At 58.2% G+C, this 15612-nt stretch carries 18 protein-coding genes and 1 pseudogene; 10 read left to right on the top strand and 9 right to left on the bottom strand.

Features of this window, described 5'->3' with window-relative positions; genetic code table 11:
• Positions 1–164: 164 nt before the first annotated feature.
• The gene (locus tag PMI36_RS04685) at positions 165–662 is read right to left on the bottom strand and encodes a heme-degrading domain-containing protein (protein WP_008075125.1); all 498 of its coding nucleotides are present in this window, start codon (positions 660–662) and stop codon (positions 165–167) included.
• 10 nt (positions 663–672) lie between these two features.
• The gene (locus PMI36_RS04690; RefSeq protein ID WP_032830630.1) at positions 673–1674 is read right to left on the bottom strand and encodes a LacI family DNA-binding transcriptional regulator; all 1002 of its coding nucleotides are present in this window, start codon (positions 1672–1674) and stop codon (positions 673–675) included.
• 213 nt (positions 1675–1887) lie between these two features.
• On the opposite strand from PMI36_RS04690, the gene PMI36_RS04695 reads away from it, so the two are divergent.
• Genes PMI36_RS04695 through PMI36_RS04705 form a run of 3 tightly spaced genes read left to right on the top strand, consistent with a single transcriptional unit; the run spans position 1888 to position 5430 of the window.
• Complete coding sequence (locus tag PMI36_RS04695) at positions 1888–3042, top strand: Gfo/Idh/MocA family protein (RefSeq protein WP_008075121.1); 1155 nt, start codon at positions 1888–1890, stop codon at positions 3040–3042.
• Complete coding sequence (locus tag PMI36_RS04700; RefSeq protein ID WP_008075119.1) at positions 3039–4142, top strand: sugar phosphate isomerase/epimerase family protein; 1104 nt, start codon at positions 3039–3041, stop codon at positions 4140–4142. The genes PMI36_RS04695 and PMI36_RS04700 overlap by 4 nt, the downstream gene beginning before the upstream one ends.
• A gap of 55 nt (positions 4143–4197) precedes the next feature.
• The gene (locus PMI36_RS04705) at positions 4198–5430 is read left to right on the top strand and encodes a nucleoside permease (protein WP_008075117.1); all 1233 of its coding nucleotides are present in this window, start codon (positions 4198–4200) and stop codon (positions 5428–5430) included.
• A gap of 333 nt (positions 5431–5763) precedes the next feature.
• On the opposite strand, the gene PMI36_RS04710 is transcribed toward PMI36_RS04705, so the two are convergent.
• Positions 5764–6624, bottom strand: coding sequence for a CAP domain-containing protein (locus tag PMI36_RS04710; RefSeq protein ID WP_008075115.1), 861 nt, complete (start codon positions 6622–6624; stop codon positions 5764–5766).
• Between the two features lie 252 nt (positions 6625–6876).
• Between PMI36_RS04710 and PMI36_RS04715 the strand changes: the two genes are divergently transcribed.
• From PMI36_RS04715 to PMI36_RS04725, 3 genes are all read left to right on the top strand, one after another.
• Entirely contained in the window at positions 6877–7689 is an 813-nt protein-coding gene (locus tag PMI36_RS04715) for an AraC family transcriptional regulator (protein WP_008075113.1), read from the top strand.
• A gap of 90 nt (positions 7690–7779) precedes the next feature.
• Entirely contained in the window at positions 7780–8166 is a 387-nt protein-coding gene (locus tag PMI36_RS04720) for a cupin domain-containing protein (protein ID WP_008075111.1), read from the top strand.
• 284 nt (positions 8167–8450) lie between these two features.
• Positions 8451–9272 carry a MinD/ParA family protein gene (locus tag PMI36_RS04725; protein ID WP_008008512.1) on the top strand — a complete coding sequence of 274 codons (822 nt, stop codon included), beginning with the start codon at positions 8451–8453 and terminating at the stop codon, positions 9270–9272.
• A 170-nt stretch (positions 9273–9442) separates the two neighbouring features.
• Here the strand turns inward: PMI36_RS04725 and PMI36_RS04730 are convergent, their stop codons facing one another.
• From PMI36_RS04730 to PMI36_RS04740, 3 genes are read right to left on the bottom strand one after another with little or no spacing between them, the layout of a single operon-like run.
• On the bottom strand, positions 9443–9928 hold the full coding sequence (locus tag PMI36_RS04730; RefSeq protein WP_008075109.1) for an adenosine-specific kinase: 486 nt from the start codon (positions 9926–9928) through the stop codon (positions 9443–9445).
• 47 nt (positions 9929–9975) lie between these two features.
• On the bottom strand, positions 9976–10479 hold the full coding sequence (locus PMI36_RS04735; RefSeq protein WP_008075107.1) for an SLATT domain-containing protein: 504 nt from the start codon (positions 10477–10479) through the stop codon (positions 9976–9978).
• Between the two features lie 57 nt (positions 10480–10536).
• Positions 10537–11109 carry a thioesterase family protein gene (locus PMI36_RS04740; protein ID WP_008075105.1) on the bottom strand — a complete coding sequence of 191 codons (573 nt, stop codon included), beginning with the start codon at positions 11107–11109 and terminating at the stop codon, positions 10537–10539.
• 241 nt (positions 11110–11350) lie between these two features.
• Here PMI36_RS04740 and yfcF point away from each other — a divergent pair, with 241 nt between their 5' ends.
• A complete protein-coding gene (gene yfcF, locus PMI36_RS04745) occupies positions 11351–11983 on the top strand; it encodes a glutathione transferase (protein WP_008075103.1) in 633 nt (210 codons plus the stop codon).
• A gap of 15 nt (positions 11984–11998) precedes the next feature.
• Here yfcF and PMI36_RS04750 read toward each other — a convergent pair whose 3' ends face one another.
• Positions 11999–12796, bottom strand: a complete 798-nt coding sequence (locus tag PMI36_RS04750; protein WP_008075101.1) for an alpha/beta fold hydrolase — start codon at positions 12794–12796, stop codon at positions 11999–12001.
• 133 nt (positions 12797–12929) lie between these two features.
• On the opposite strand from PMI36_RS04750, the gene PMI36_RS04755 reads away from it, so the two are divergent.
• Both PMI36_RS04755 and PMI36_RS04760 read left to right on the top strand, forming a co-directional pair.
• Positions 12930–13319, top strand: a complete 390-nt coding sequence (locus PMI36_RS04755; protein WP_008075099.1) for a c-type cytochrome — start codon at positions 12930–12932, stop codon at positions 13317–13319.
• Between the two features lie 130 nt (positions 13320–13449).
• A complete protein-coding gene (locus PMI36_RS04760) occupies positions 13450–13785 on the top strand; it encodes a hypothetical protein (protein WP_008075098.1) in 336 nt (111 codons plus the stop codon).
• 158 nt (positions 13786–13943) lie between these two features.
• On the opposite strand, the gene PMI36_RS04765 is transcribed toward PMI36_RS04760, so the two are convergent.
• Both PMI36_RS04765 and PMI36_RS04770 read right to left on the bottom strand, forming a co-directional pair.
• A complete protein-coding gene (locus PMI36_RS04765) occupies positions 13944–14249 on the bottom strand; it encodes a hypothetical protein (protein ID WP_008075096.1) in 306 nt (101 codons plus the stop codon).
• 311 nt (positions 14250–14560) lie between these two features.
• Positions 14561–14953 (bottom strand): VOC family protein, encoded by a 393-nt coding sequence (locus tag PMI36_RS04770; RefSeq protein ID WP_008075081.1) that lies wholly within the window; start codon positions 14951–14953, stop codon positions 14561–14563.
• 113 nt (positions 14954–15066) lie between these two features.
• On the opposite strand from PMI36_RS04770, the pseudogene PMI36_RS04775 reads away from it, so the two are divergent.
• Positions 15067–15369, top strand: a pseudogene (locus tag PMI36_RS04775) (arsenate reductase/protein-tyrosine-phosphatase family protein); the annotation flags it as partial.
• Positions 15370–15612 lie beyond the last annotated feature (243 nt).

Below are 15612 nucleotides of genomic sequence, written 5' to 3'. Positions count from 1 at the left end.
TTAAGCGAAATCCATGTGGGAGCGGCGGTGCGGCGATCCGACTTGCTTGCGAAAGCGGTGTGTCAGGCGACGCCAATGTTGACTGTGCCGCCGCCTTCGCGAGCAAGCCCGCTCCCACAACCCGCCTGCGGCGGGCATTGGCAAGACTCGGTGATGACTGCGCGCTACTCGCCCTCAAGCGCGAGTTCGCTCGGGTCGGCCCCGCACATCTGTGCCAACACTTGAACCACCAGGGCATGATCCTCACGCTGGGGCAGCCCTGAAACGGTGACAGCGCCAATGCACCCCACGCCTTTGACCGATATCGGGAAGCTGCCGCCATGATCGGCGTAATCACGCAGGGGCAACCCCATCAAACCTTCGAGTGAGTCGCCCTGAAGCGCAAAGGACCGGCCTACGCGGTATGAGCTGAGTTCCATCAGTTCCACGACATTGCGCTTGCGTCGTGCCCAGTCGGCATTGCTGGCGGAGGTTCCCGGCATCGAGTAGAAAAACACGGTGTCCCGCGCCAGCCTGACCTCAATCGTGGCGGACACGCCTTGCTCCTCGCAGGCGGTTTTCAAACGGGTGCCCAAGTCCCAGGCCGTCGCTTTGTCGAAGTGCTCAAACTTCAGGATTTCTTCCTGGAGTGCGATGCGTTGCAGGTCGGTTTTGATGTCCATGATTTCTCCCTCATCCCTTTCGGGCGGTCGTACTGTTACGCACGGTTAATGTGAACGGCAGCACCACATGGCGGTCCGGGATGGGCTTTTTTTCAATGAGGGCGATCAGCATTTCAACGGCCTTTTGGCCAAAGATTTCGGCGGGTTGCGCAATGGTCGTCAACGCTGGATCACAGTAGGCCGCGAACGGAATGTCATCGAAACCGACCAGAGAAATATCTTCGGGTACCCGCAAACCCTGTTGTTTGATGCGCTTCAACGCACCGATCGCCATTTCATCGTTTTCGCAAAAGAATGCGGTCGGACGGTCGGGCAGTTCCAGCAGCATTCCCGCGCCATCAAAACCGGCCTTCAACGTGAAGTCCCCGTGGCAGATCAATTGTGGATCCGAGGCGATACCGGCCTGGTGCAATGCATCTTGATAACCGGCCACTCGGTCGCGTGTGAGCGGGCTGCTTTTCGGGCCTTTGATCAGGCCGATCCGGCGATGACCCAGATCGATCAGATGCTCCGTCATGGCCTTGGCCGCTGCCCGGTTGTCGAGGCTGATGGTCGGATGCCGCCCGCCCTGAATCACTTCACAGGCGTTGACCAAGGGCGGTGATTCGCCATTGGGGAAGGGCGATTCAAAAGGGTCGTAGGCGCGCAACTGAATCACGCCGTCGGCCTGGTGGGCGTACGCCAGCGCGGCAAATTCTCGCTCGATTTCCTCGCGGCCCTGGGTGTCGCACAGCAGCAGTCGGTATCCGGCCGCCTGCGCCGTCTGTTGGGCACCGCTGATCACCCGGGCGAAAAACGTGTTGGCGATGGCCGGGACCAGAATCACCAGATTGCCGGTTCTGCGCGAACGAAACTGCACGGCCATGAGGTTCGGTCGGTAGCCGGCCTGTTCCACGGCTGCATTGACCTTGTCCCGGGTTTCGGGGAGTACGCGCTCGGGCGACTTCAGCGTTCTGGACACGGTGGCCACCGAGACGCCGGCCAGCCGGGCTACTTCACGGATATTGGACAAGACGACCTCGTTATCGAACCGGCAGATGTACATGTGGCCGGCGAGCTTACCGCAGTCCGGCCATGCGCTGAAATGAGCTTCATTTTTAATCCCGGGTTTGACACCTGAAGTAACTGAGCCTAAATTTCCGGCATGATGTAACCGGTTACATCATAGTCAAACCTGAAGCGTTAATCCGCCCCGAACAAGAGAAAATTCGCGATGAGTGTTGCAATGGCAAAAATAAGAATGGGGTTTGTCGGGGGCGGCGAGGGTGCCTTCATCGGCAAAGCCCACCGCCAGGCTGCCGGCCTCGATGGCCGTTTTGAACTGGTGTGCGGTGCCTTCAGCCGAGACGCCCGCAACAATCAGGACACCGGCGCGGCGCTGGGATTGTCCGCCTCACGCTGCTACAGCGACTGGCAGCAGATGCTCGATAGCGAGCGCGCACTGCCTGCCGACCAGCGCATGGAATTGTTGGTCATCGTCACGCCCAATCACTTACACGCACCGATTGCCAGTCAGGCACTGAGCGCGGGTTTTCATGTGTTCAGCGAAAAGCCCGCGGCACTGAATCTGTCCGAGCTGCTGGCGCTCAAGGCGGTGGTGAAAAGCAGCGACCGCCTCTATGGACTGGCCCACACGTATCTGGGTTACCCGATGGTCTGGCAGGCGCGCAATATGGTGCGTAGCGGCGTGATCGGCGCTGTGCGCAAGGTCATCGTCGAGTACCCGCAAGGCTGGCTGAGCCGGGACGTGGCCGGGCAGGGCAACAAGCAGGCGAGTTGGCGCGATCAGCCCGAGCAGTCCGGGTTGGGCGGCTGCATTGGCGACATTGGCACCCATGCCTTTTCACTGGCCGAATTCGTCGTGGACCAACCCATCGAACAGGTGTGCGCAACCTTGGGTTCGCACATTGCCGGGCGGCAACTGGACGATGACGCGGCGATGCTGTTCAAGATGGCCGCCGGGGCCAGCGGGGTGTTGATCGCCAGCCAGGTCTGCGCCGGCGAAGAGAACCCGTTGAAGATCCGCGTCTATGGCGACAAGGGCGGGCTGGAGTGGCGTCAGGAAGAGCCCGCAAGCCTGATCCATCGCTCCCTCGATCAACCGTTGAGCATCCTTCGTTCCGGTGTCGGCCAGCCCTGGTTGTGCGAGGCCGCCAGCCAGCGCATGCGTTTGCCCGCCGGGCATCCCGAAGGTTATCTCGAGGCCATGGCCAATCTCTATGGTGATTTCGCCACCGCGATCCGCAGCAACACCGAAGGCAACGATGCCCCCGGCGTGCCGGGCATCGACGTCGGGTTGCGTGGCATGGCGTTCATCGAGGCGGTGGTCGCCAATCATCGCGGCGACGCGAAGTGGACCGAACTGGTCTGCAACCCATGAATCCGGAGAACCCTCCCGTGAACCACACCTCCCCAACACCGGCAGGCCTGCGCGGCCCGGGTATTTTCCTCGCGCAGTTCATGTCCGCCGAAGCGCCCTTCGACACGCTCGCCAACATTGCTCAGTGGGCCGCGGCGCAGGGTTACAAAGCCATTCAATTGCCGACCCTGGGCACGCAATACATCGACCTGGCGCGCGCCGCCGACAGCCAGGATTACTGTGACGAATTGAAAGCCGTTTGCGCCCAGGCAGGTGTCGAAATCAGCGAACTGTCGACGCATCTGCAGGGCCAACTGGTGGCAGTGCATCCGGCGTTCGATACGTTGTTCGATGACTTCGCCCCCGCGCATGTGCGAGGTCAGCCTCAGGCGCGAACCGAGTGGGCCATCGATCAGTTGAAGCTCGCCGCGCGCGCCAGCCAACGCTTGGGGCTGAAGGCGCACGCGACGTTTTCCGGGGCGCTGCTGTGGCCCTATGTCTATCCATGGCCGCAACGGCCGAGCGGTCTGGTCGAGCAGGGTTTTGCCGAGCTCGCCAAGCGCTGGTTGCCGATCCTCGATTGTTTTGAAGAGGCCGGCGTCGACCTCTGCTACGAGATCCATCCCGGCGAAGACCTGCACGACGGCGCTTCGTTCGAGCGTTTCCTTGAGGCCGTCGATCACCATCCGCGCGCCGCGATCCTTTATGACCCGAGCCACCTGCTGCTTCAGCAAATGGACTATCTGGGCTTCATCGATCGTTACCACGAGCGCATCCGCATGTTCCACGTCAAGGACGCCGAGTTCCGGCCCGATGCCCGTTCAGGGGTCTACGGCGGCTATCAAGGTTGGGTCGAGCGGCCTGGCCGCTTCCGTTCCTTGGGCGATGGGCAGATCGATTTCAAGTCGATTTTCAGCAAATTGACGCAGTACGACTTTGCCGGCTGGGCGGTTCTGGAATGGGAGTGTTGCCTGAAGGATTCGGAGCATGGCGCCGCAGAAGGAGCGGCCTTCATCCAGCAGCACATGATCAGCAAAACCCGAAAGGCGTTTGATGATTTCGCCAGCGTGGCGTCCGACGAGCGTTTCAATCGACGGCTATTGGGTTTGCCCGACGCCTGAACACCCTGTTTGCCCCTCTCTCCCAAAAAAGAAAAACAATAAGGCGGTGACTGATATGACCACGATGAGTGCGCGATTAAGCGTAATGATGTTCCTGCAGTTCTTTATCTGGGGCGGATGGTTCGTAACCCTCGGCACCTTCCTCTCCAGTAATCTTGGGGCCAGCGGTGGGCAGATCGGCATGGCGTTCTCGACGCAGTCCTGGGGGGCGATCATCGCGCCGTTTGTGATCGGTTTGATTGCCGACCGCTACTTCAATGCCGAGCGCATTCTTGCGGTGTTGCATCTGATCGGCGCGGTGCTGCTGTTGCAACTCTATCGAGCGCCTGACTTCAGTGGGTTTTACCCGTTCGTGCTGGCCTATATGATGATCTACATGCCGACGCTGGCATTGGTGAATTCGGTGGCGTTCCGGCAGATGCGCGACCCGGCCCTGGAGTTCTCGCGGATCAGAGTGTGGGGCACCATCGGCTGGATTGTCGCGGGCGTGGTGATCAGCTTTGTGTTTGCCTGGGATTCGCAACAAGCGATCTCATCCGGTGGCTTGCGCAACACATTTCTGATGTCGGCCATTGCCTCCTTCGTGCTTGGAATCTACAGCTTCAGCCTGCCGCGTACCGCGCCGCTCAAACCTGAGCCGGGCAGTGTCGGCTTAAAGCAAATGCTGGGGCTGGACGCCTTGGGTTTGTTGAAGGACCGCAGTTACCTGGTGTTCTTCATCGCGTCTATTTTGATCTGCATTCCATTGGCGTTTTATTACCAGAATGCCAACCCGTTTCTGGCGGAAATCGGTGTGACCAACCCAACCGCCAAGATGGCGATCGGGCAAGTCTCGGAAGTGCTGTTCATGTTGCTCCTGCCGCTGTTCATTCAGCGTTTCGGCATCAAGATCGCGCTGCTGGTGGGAATGCTGGCATGGGCGTTGCGCTATCTGCTGTTCGCCTACGGCAACAACGGGGACCTCGCTTTCATGTTGTTCACCGGCATCGCCTTGCACGGCATCTGCTACGACTTCTTCTTTGTTTCGGGGCAGATCTACACCGATGCCAAAGCCTCGGAGCGTTTCAGAAGCTCCGCGCAAGGCTTGATCACGCTCGCGACGTACGGCTTGGGCATGCTGATTGGCTTTTGGGTGGCCGGGGCGGTCACCGATCACTATGCGTCGGTTGACAGCCATGACTGGAAAAACATCTGGCTGTTCCCGGCAGGGTTCGCGTTGGCGATATTTTTGTGTTTTTCGCTGGCCTTCAAAGGGCGGCAAAGCGTGGCAGCGCCGTCGAGTATTTGAATCATGATCCGAGTCTGAAGCACACCGTCGGAACCTGTGGGAGCGGGCTTGCTCGCGAAAGCTATGTGTCAGACGACATCAATGTCGACTGTGCCGCCGTCTTCGCGAGCAAGCCCGCTCCCACAGTGATCGGAGTTGTTTGCAAAATTTGTGTACGTTGCCTATCCCTTGTGGGAGCGGGCTTGCTCGCGAAAGCGGTGTGTCAGGCGACGCCAATGTTGACTGTGCCGCCGTCTTCGCGAGCAAGCCCGCTCCCACAGTGCTCCGTGTTGTTTGCAAAATTTGTGTACGTTGCCAATCCCTTGGTGGAAGGGGTTATGGAGCGCGCCGCACTCAAGGCGCGCCAAACAGCATCGTCCAATAAACACCTTTATCGCTGCGCGAATCGGCGGCATAGGCTGCGCCGACCTGGGTAAACATCGGGTTCATCAGGTTGGCGCAATGCCCGGGGCTGGCCAGCCAGCTGGCCATCGCCTTGTTCGGTGAGCTTTGCCCGGCGGCGATGTTTTCGCCGATCTGCCGACCGCGGTAACCGGCGGCTTTGGCCCTGTCTGCCGGCATATCACCGTCAGGATCCCGGTGGGCGAAGTAATTGCCGTAGGCCATCGCCTTGCTGTGGCCTTGCGCAGCGGCGCCCAGAGCGGCATTCCAGGTCAACGGTCGTGCGGCGGCAAAGCGTTGGCGCCCGCACATGCGCGGCCTGGCCCGTGCCGCATTGACCTCGGCCAGCAACGCCTTGCCCGCTGCTCGCGAATCACCGGCACGTCCGTCGAGCACCGGTTGCGCCAGTACCACCTGCCATTCGCTACGGGAGCGAGTGACGCCGATGTCGGCGAACTGAGTATCGAGCAGCGCCCCGCAATAGTCGCTCTCAAGCATGTCAAACGCCTCATCGGCATCTTGCGCGCCGACTACGCGAATGGTGCGCACCGTCACCGCTTGATAGCCGTTGGCTTTCAAGGCGCTCCGCAAACCGCCGCCATAGCCGACCGGCAGCGCCAGGTTAGATTTCAGCGACAGCGGCCGTAACGGCTTGACCGTACGCCCGGCACAGCGATCGGGATCGGCGCGGTAATCGTTGATGACCTCTACCAATTGCCGTTCCCCACTGGCATGGGCGGGGCTGGCGAGTAGCGGGAGCAAAGGCATCAGGCACAGAGAGATAAAGCGACAGCGGCGGACGGTTGGGCGCATGAACGGACAGCTCTGATGAGATGACGACGATAGGGGGACAGGAACGAGCAATGACCGTAGGAGCGCTTCGTTGGGTGAGCTTCTTTTACGGCACGGCTAAGACTGCGGGTCTGAAGACTGGTTCACGAGGGGAAGAGACAAATTTGGCACCGCCGCCGTGGGGGCCGATTCAGGCATGCACGGGTCAGTCCGCCGGGGACATCGGGCACGCTGACTGGTACCGTACTGACATCATTCAGGTGGTACAGGGACATGACGAAAACAAGGGGCGGCATGGATTGGGTAAAGCGCTCGGCTCAGCCGTTGAAGATCGAGCGTATCGAAGCCTTTTTTGGCGGCCATGGGTTTACGCCGCATCGCCACGATACGTACGCCATCGGACGAACGCTGTCGGGTGTACAAAGCTTCCAGTACCGCAACACCAAGCGTCACAGCCTGCCCGGGAAAACCATCGTTTTGCATCCAGACGAGGTGCATGACGGTGAAGCCGGTACCGAAGCGGGTTTTCATTATCGGATGATCTACATCGAACCCGCTTTGATTCAGCAAGTATTAGGCGGCAAGCCCTTGCCCTTCATCGAGGGTGGTATATCGAGCGACCCACGGCTTTATGGCGCGACCCAGGTGCTACTGCAAAACATCGACGCTTGCATCGAGCCCCTGGAAGAAGACGATGCCATCTACGATCTCGCGCAGGCGTTGGATGTGAACGCGGGGCAACGCGGGCGGCGCAAGTCGTTTGATTTCGCAGCGGCCGAACGCGCGCGTGCGCTGATTCATGAGTCGCTGGATCGAGTCATTACCCTGGATGAATTATCGCAGGCCAGCGGTCGAGACCGCTGGAGCCTGAGCCGTGATTTTCGTGCGCTGTACGGTACGAGCCCCTATCGATACATGACTCAACGACGTCTCGATCTGGCAAGAGCGCTAATGTTCGGGGGCCACTCGATGGCGGAGGCGGCCGTCTGCGCAGGCTTTTTCGATCAAAGCCACATGACGCGTCAGTTCGTCCAGACGTATGGCGTCTCACCCGGTCGATGGATGAAAAGGCTGGGCCTTGTTTAAGGGCGCTCGACTTGCACAATCATGCAATACGCAGTGCTGGTCATCTCCTAAAGTCAGACCTCGATAACTTGTCTAGTGAGGGCGACTCAAATGAATTCCCAACCCGGCGTGACGACCTGCACCGCGATTAACTTTGCCGAAAAATTTGCTTTGTTCAGCGAGCAATGGGCGCCCAAGGTCATTGCCGAAATGAACGACTACCAGTTCAAGGTGGTGAAAATCGAAGGCGATTTTGTCTGGCATTCCCATGCCGACACCGATGAAACCTTCATCGTCCTTGAAGGCGAGCTTCGCATTGATCTTCGAGAGGGGGCCGTCGTGGTTAGGCAGGGAGAAATGTACGTTGTCCCCAAGGGCGTCGAACACAAGCCTTACGCTGAGCGAGAGGTGAGGATGCTACTGATCGAGCCGCGTGGCGTGCTGAATACCGGCGATCAGGATGGAGAAAGAACCGCAATCAATGACGTCTGGATTTAGACGTCCTGGTAGTTTTTTCATCTCTGGGTGAGCAGGGCGCCTGAGAGCCTGGCGCCAGTTCAGCCGCCTCTATCGGTACATCTGCCAGCGATCGTTCAGGAGCGCAGTGTCATCCTCTGAATCAACCCATTAGCGGCGTTTTCGTTGAAAAGGGTCGATGGTATGTGGCGAAGTGCCTCTCGTCGGGAGACAAAGCAGCAATTTTGCGCTTTTCAGCTATTCTTCCGGCATCGGGATGGTGCCATTACGTACTGGCACACAATGCGCAGGGAAGGGAAGGCAAAATGGATGATGTGCATTGCGTGCAAGTTATCGCGGTAACTGGCGGTAAAGGTGGCGTGGGCAAGACAACGGTGGCGGTTAACCTGTCGCTGGCGCTGGCAAAAATGGGGCGGCGCGTTGTATTGCTGGACGCTGATCTGGGCCTGGCGAATATCGATATTCTGTTGGGACTGACCCCGCGCTACACACTGGCCGATGTCATCGAAGGGCGTTGCGAGCTGTCCGAGGCGCTGTTGCCTGGGCCTGGAGGCATTCGTGTTGCCCCGGCATCTTCGGGCTTGCAGAGCATGATTCATCTGGAGCCGGCGCAATACCGTGCGCTGATCCAGTCCTTTAGCGACATTGGCGATAAGCTGGATGTGCTGGTGATCGATACGGCCGCCGGTATCGGTGGCTCAGTGGTCAACTTCATCCGCGCGGCGCAGGAAGTGATGGTGGTCGTGTGCGATGAACCCACCTCGATCAGCGGCGCCTACGGGCTGATCAAGCTGCTCAACCTGAACTATGGTCTGCACCGTTTTCGGGTGTTGGTCAACATGACGGGCAGTCCGTCGGAAGGTCGTAATCTGTTTGCCAAGCTGGAAAAGATTACCGACATGTTCCTCGATGTCTCGCTGCAATACGTCGGCGCGATACCCAACGATGAATGTGCGCACAAAGCCGTGCAGAAGGGGCGTGCAGTGCTTGAAGCCTTTCCCCGTTCCAAATGCGCCCAAGCCTTCCAGGCCCTGGCTCACAACGTCGACACCTGGCCATTGCCGACTCATCCGAGAGGGCATGTGGAGTTTTTCGTTGAGCAACTTGTGCAGAATTCGGGCAGGTGAGGCGCAAGGCCTAATGCCAGTCAGTCAAGTCGCACAACCTGTGGGAGCGGGCTTGCTCGCGAAGACGGCGTTACAGTCAAACATTGATGTCGCCTGACACACCGCATTCGCGAGCAAGTCGAATCGTCGCACCGCCGCTCCCACAGGGGATTTCACTTAACTGACTGGCATCACAACTTGTAGCCGATCTGCCGCAACAGATTCTTGCGCCACAGAATGTCTTCATCGCCTTCAATGTCTTTGGCACAAAAGCCATCCACCACGCCCAGAATCCCGCGTCCCTGTTCCGTCTCAGCGAGAATCACTTCGGTGGGATTGGCTGTTGCACAAAAAATACGGCACACCTCTGGCACCATTTTGACGGTGTTCAATACGTTCAACGGATAGAAACCGTCGCCCAGGAAAATGATGAAGCTATGGCCTGCGGCAATGGTTTGCGCATTTTTCTGCGCAAGTTCGATCATGGCGGTATCGGTGCCGGACCATCGCACCAGGCATTTGCCGGAGGCTTCACAAAAGGCCACGCCAAACTGAATACCTGGCACGGCGCTGACCAACGCTTCGTGGATGTCCTCGACGGACTTGATGAAATGCGTCTGGCCCAAAATGAAGTTCGTCTCTTGCGGCTTGTCGATTTTCAACGTGATGAGTTGCATTGCAAACGCCTCCTTTCACGATGCTGCGGGCCAAGTCTGGCCGTTGATCAAGCCGGGACGGTGTCTTGCCCCGCTGGCGGTGGCTCTGTGTAGACGCGAACATCCCCCAGTCTCCTTATCGTCGACTTGGGCAAGGTCGGCGCATCAAGCAGAATCGAATCAATGCGCTTGCGGATGTCCAAAACGATTGGGCCCAGGATCGCTTCGTCTTTGCCGCTGGCGATTTCGTCCTGAATCTCACGCGATATCGCCCCGAGTTTCTCGGCGGTGTCTTTGTGCCCGGCAGCCCGGGTGTCAAAGTTCAGGAAGGTCTGAACCGAACTCAATACCAGGGTCAGGAGTGACAGGACGCCGGCTACGTATTGGAGCCATACGGGCGAAGAGTCACTGATCGAGCCAAAGACGCTGGCGCTGACGATCGCCGACAGCACCACGCAGGGGATGCCCAGTTTCCAGCTGAATTTCTCGAAATCCCGGGCACTGATTTCGTGTTCAATCTGCAACCGAACGATCATGCGATTCCATTTGGTCAGTAGCTCGAGCCGGCTCATGGTTGCAGTCCTTGGCAGGGGGATTCAGAGGAATATTAGCTTCTATTTGGCCACCTGTTAGGGTTCGGAGACAGGATGAAGCTGAGGCGCCAGGCCTTCTTCCTCTCGGAGCTGGCGGCTCATATCGTCGCAGCTTTGCGACCAGGTAGTCAGCCACGGCGACATCTCGGGTGACTGTTCAGCCAATCCCAGCTCCCGGACAAACTCGGCAGGTGCGACCGTGCCTTTGGCCGCGCGGAACAGGCCCCGCATGATGACGACGCCAACTACCCGTCCTTTGCTCACGAAGCGGTGTTCCATAAAGCTCCACTTATCGTCCCAGCCGAGTATGCGGGTATGAATCTCAAACGATTCAAACAGCTTCAGCTCCCGCCGAAACTTGCCCCAGGTATCCCCAACGATTGGCACTGCCCTGTGACGCAGGGCTACGCGGTAGGCACCGCTGCGCAGGACGAAGTCCATGCGGCCTATGTCGGCCATAGTGAAATAACGGCCATTGGTGACGTGCCGGTTGAGGTCAAGATCGAGCGGCCAGACGCGCATGCGGATGACGGTAGTGGCCAGCCCATCAACCGGCTTGCGCCATGGGCGACGAAACAGCATCAGGAACAGTCGAAACCAGAGATTCATAAGGATGCCGAGGGTTGAGTAGATAGGTGCACTTTAGGGCGGGGAATGCGAGCGAGATAGGTGCACAAATGACTTTTTTCATGTGAAAAGCGCAATTAAATCATTCATGCGCCGGAGCAGTATTTCAGCGGCTGCCCGTCCAACCAGATATTCCGCTCAGGAATGCCCCCATAAAAATCATGAATTTTCTTTATGGCATCGGATCTCGTAGCGTGTCTGCTCACCCTATGGAGATGTCCTCGTGAATGATTCCCGCCTGCGCCTGTACGTTGATGCTCAATTCACCAGCCCCTATGCCATGTCGGTTTTCGTGGCACTTCGCGAAAAGGGCATCGAATTCGAATTGAGCCCGCTGGACCTCGACGCGTTCGAGAACCAGGCAGAAAACTATGCCAGCCTCTCGCTGACCCAGCGTGTACCGACGCTCGTGCATGGCGATTTTGCCTTGTCTGAATCATCGGCGATCATTGAATACCTGGAAGACGTTTTTCCTCAGACGCCGGTTTACCCGCAAGAACTGAGGCAGCGCGCGAGGGCACGACAAATCCAGGCGTGGCTGCGCAGTGACCTGCTGCCCATCCGGCAGGAACGTTCCACACTGGTGGTGTTTTATGGCCTCAAATCAGCGCCCTTGTCGCGCGCTGCCGAGTCGGCCGCGCGCAAGCTGATCGATGCCGCACAAATGCTACTGGCTGACGGCCGCGAGTACTTGTTCGGGCAATGGTCGATCGCCGATGTGGATCTGGCCTTGATGCTCAACCGCCTGATACTCAACGGCGACGCCGTGCCATCCGCGCTGGTGGAATACGCGCAGCGTCAATGGCAGCGGCCTACGGTGCAGGAGTGGGTCAAACTGCAACGTCCTGCGTTGTAGCGGTGTGACGTCAGGTCAAATGCGCTCAATAAACTGCACGATGACCTGATTGACGACCTCAGGATGCGTAATCGGCCCCATATGACCGAGCCCCTCGAGTTCTACCACTTCAACATTCGGCAGTGCGCCGGTCAGCAGCCTCGCCACTGCCCGTGAGGATGCAGGCGAATCCTTGCCGACCATGAAAAGCACGGGCAGGTTGAGCGAGCGGAACGCCTGTAATGGCGTCGGCTCGTTCAACAGCGCGTGAGCCCAGCCCTGCACATTGGCCACCGCGGCGGCGATGGAAGGCTTGCGTTGTTCCGGGGTTTGCTCCCAGGCCCCGGCACCCATCCAGTAGTCAATGAAGTGCCGGGCCGCTGCGTCCAGGTTACCCGCCTCAAGTGCCAGCCCGGCGTTTGCGACGACTTCACGAATGGCATCTGCCTCATTGGGTGGGGGCGATTGCGCGTCGAGCAGGGCAAACAAGGTGGGCTCATACAAAGCCAGGGCGCGCACCCGGCCGGGGTTCTGCAACGCCGCGATCAACGCCACCGCGCCACCATAAGAATGACCGATCAGAATGAGCGGTTCGCCGGCACGGGCGAGTACCGGTTCGGCGAAGCGAGCTTCTTCACTGAGGGTGACGATTCGATCGGTGGGCCACGCCGGGCTCTTGCCGGCGCCAAACGAATCGAGCGCCAGAACCCGAAACTTTGCGGCCAGGTGATCTTGCAGTCCACGCCATTGCACCGAGTGACTCGCATTGGCGTGAAAGCAGACAACGCCCGGGCCTGCGCCAGCGTCCCGATAAAAGGGTTCGACGGGTTTCATTCTGGCTCTCCTGCAACGACGTTAAAGGGACGAAGAGGGTTATAGATTAACTTCAAGGCTTCGGTGTAGCAGCCAGTCATGATGAAATAGCCGCCCGTTTTTGTTGTCAGCAACACCTGATTTGGAGCACCACATGAAAAACGCCGCCGTCCTTACCTTCGCCTTGATGCTCAATACCGGGTTATTCAGCATGCAAGCCGAAGCGGCGGGGGATGCTGAAGCCGGTCAGAAACTATTTAACCGTATCTGCGGCGGCTGTCATCAAGTAGGGACTTCGGCGCGGGGTTCTTTTGGTCCGCAACTCAATGCCATTTTCGGGCGTCCTGCGGGAAGCACGACGGACTACCAGTACTCAACCGCGATGAAATCATCAGGCCTCATCTGGACTCGCGAAACACTTACCGCCTACATCGAAGCGCCAAAAGAAGTAGTCCCCGGGACCCGAATGATTTTCTGGGGCCTGAGCGATCCGCAGAAGATCGAAAATCTGTTGGCCTACCTTCAGACATTTCAGCCGCAGTAATCGGTGTCTTATCAACCCGTTTTTGGATACCGCATAAAGTCTGTGCAAGTGATATCAATGAGCCACTTCATCCGTTAAAGTATGCGCCGCCCGAGAGACGGATCCCGGGTATTTCTAATGGAGTGACTCAGTGAATTACCTCAGCAAAGTTGTTGCCGTAGCCCTGTTCGGTCTGGTTCTGGCGGGTTGCACCGGCACCCCGATGAAGACTCAGCAGTACGACAGCAACCAGTACACCGTTGTCGGCCACAGTCAAGCGACCGCCACTGGCCTCCTGCTGTTTGGCCTCATCCCGATCCAGCAGAACAACCGTTTCATTCGCGCTCAGAACGCCGCGATCAAGGCCCGTGGCGGCGACGCGATGATCAACACCCAAGTGCAGGAAAACTGGTTCTGGGCTTGGGCTCTGACCGGTTACACCACCACAATCTCCGGTGATGTGATCAAGCTGAAAACCGCTCAGTAAGCGACAGGCTCTGCCTTTGTGGCGAGCGAGCTTGCTCGCGCTGGGCTGCGTAGCGGCCCCAAAAAATCCGACAGCAACTGCCGATTTTTGTGAGCGCGTTACGCACTCAAGCGGGCGCAAGCTCCCTCGCCACAGGTTTCCCTCTCATTGATCGCACCTCACCCCCAGGCTTTTCCGAGCTCCTCCAGACCCGCGTTTTGCAGTTCCAGCGGGCTCATGACCACTCGGAATTTGCAGTTGGCCTGGAAGTTGAGAAAGAAGGGTTCCGCATAGCCGGGAATTTCGGAAGGGTCTTCTACATCGATCAGAAAAATCCCACTTCGCATTCCATCATGCTCAGTGAAATAAGCCGCCTCCGGCTTAATGGTTTCCAGAACGCGGTTCATGACTTCGCCGACCTTCCCCGACCTGACAAGCGCGTTGAAAGGCTCGTGGGGAAACTCGACCATCAGTAGCATTTTCATTATTCGATACTCTGTTGAGGTGGCGTGCTCCTTACCCGGATCCTTACTCCTGACGATGATGCCGCAAGCCGGGCGTTCAGCCGTGCCAGCGGTGGTGTGTGGTTAAGAATAGCGAAGGGTTCGAGGCTACCGGGGCAGAGTTACGGACGGTCGTTCTTGATGATTCAGTGGCGAGGCGAAGGGGTAGGGCTTGTTGGCTGAAGTCATGCAGTTCTGTGATGAAGGCAGTTGTATGCAGCGCGGCTTTGGACGTTCAAAGAGGGACTCGCCAGCATCGCCTATAGAGGCGATGCCGACTCATCGATCCCCGATTATTGCTGTACCGGTGTGCAGAGTTCTACCAACGTTCCGTCAGGGCATCGAACGTAGGAGACGATTTGTCCCCAGGGCTTGGCGCTTGGTGCAGAGATTTCGCTGGCTCCCGCCTTCAACGCTCTGGCATGCGCCGCCGGAACGTCCTCGGTCACCAGGCCTACTTCGATTCCAAGTGGTTTGGGGGAGGAGTGTGCCGAGACATGCCCCGTGCTGAAGTTCATCGCTGCCAATTCATCGGCGGCGAATGCCAGCGCGGTTTCCCCTGTTTCGAGTTCGCCGTAGGTGTTGGATTCATGGAGGAAGCGAACGCCAAGCCCGAAGGCTGACGAAAAGAACTGGAGTGAGGCAACAACGTCCGGGACGTAGATGATCATGTAGCCAAATTTCATAAGCGGGCATTCCTTGTCGTGTTTATTGAGTGGCAAATCACGGTTACCCAGGCAGGTTAGCCCGGTGTCTGTTCTTTCGAAAAGGTTAGAGGGTGTCATCATGATGTCATCGAACCGCCGGTCTTGTGGCCAGTGAGGTTGACGCTCGTACGCTGGAGTCACTCGATCACGTAGGCATCGACACCACGGGGTTACGCAGTAAAGCCATCGATGAGTTTGAGGGGCAGCCGTTCCATTATGTGATTACGCTGTGTGACAAGTCCTCCGAAGAGGCTTCGCGGATGCCCAGCGCCGGGGAAGTGATCGTGTGGAGTTTCGAGGACCCCGTCACCAGTGAAAAACATGATCCGTTCCGTCATGCCATTCAGGAGATCCATGATCGCATCAAAATGTTCATCACTGTGAAGACCCGGTAGAGATGCTCGAGTACCAGCGCTGATCATCTTTAATGATCCCGTAGAGCACTAAAAACGCATGAAAAAACCCGGCTGATGAGGCCGGGTTTTTTGGTTGAGTGTTGCGATAAAGCCACTCATTCATGCCGCACGATTCTGAATCAGCCGATCCGAACCACCTTCAGCAACGCGATTCTCGATCAAACGATCCGAACCACCTTCAGCAACGCGATTCTCGATCAAACGATCCGAACCACCTTCAGC

The sequence above is a fragment of the Pseudomonas sp. GM79 genome (assembly GCF_000282495.1).
In the GTDB taxonomy this organism is placed as follows: domain Bacteria; phylum Pseudomonadota; class Gammaproteobacteria; order Pseudomonadales; family Pseudomonadaceae; genus Aquipseudomonas.
The sequence above is the reverse complement of the archived record's forward strand: the minus strand, read 5'-3'. Positions and strand labels throughout refer to the sequence as shown.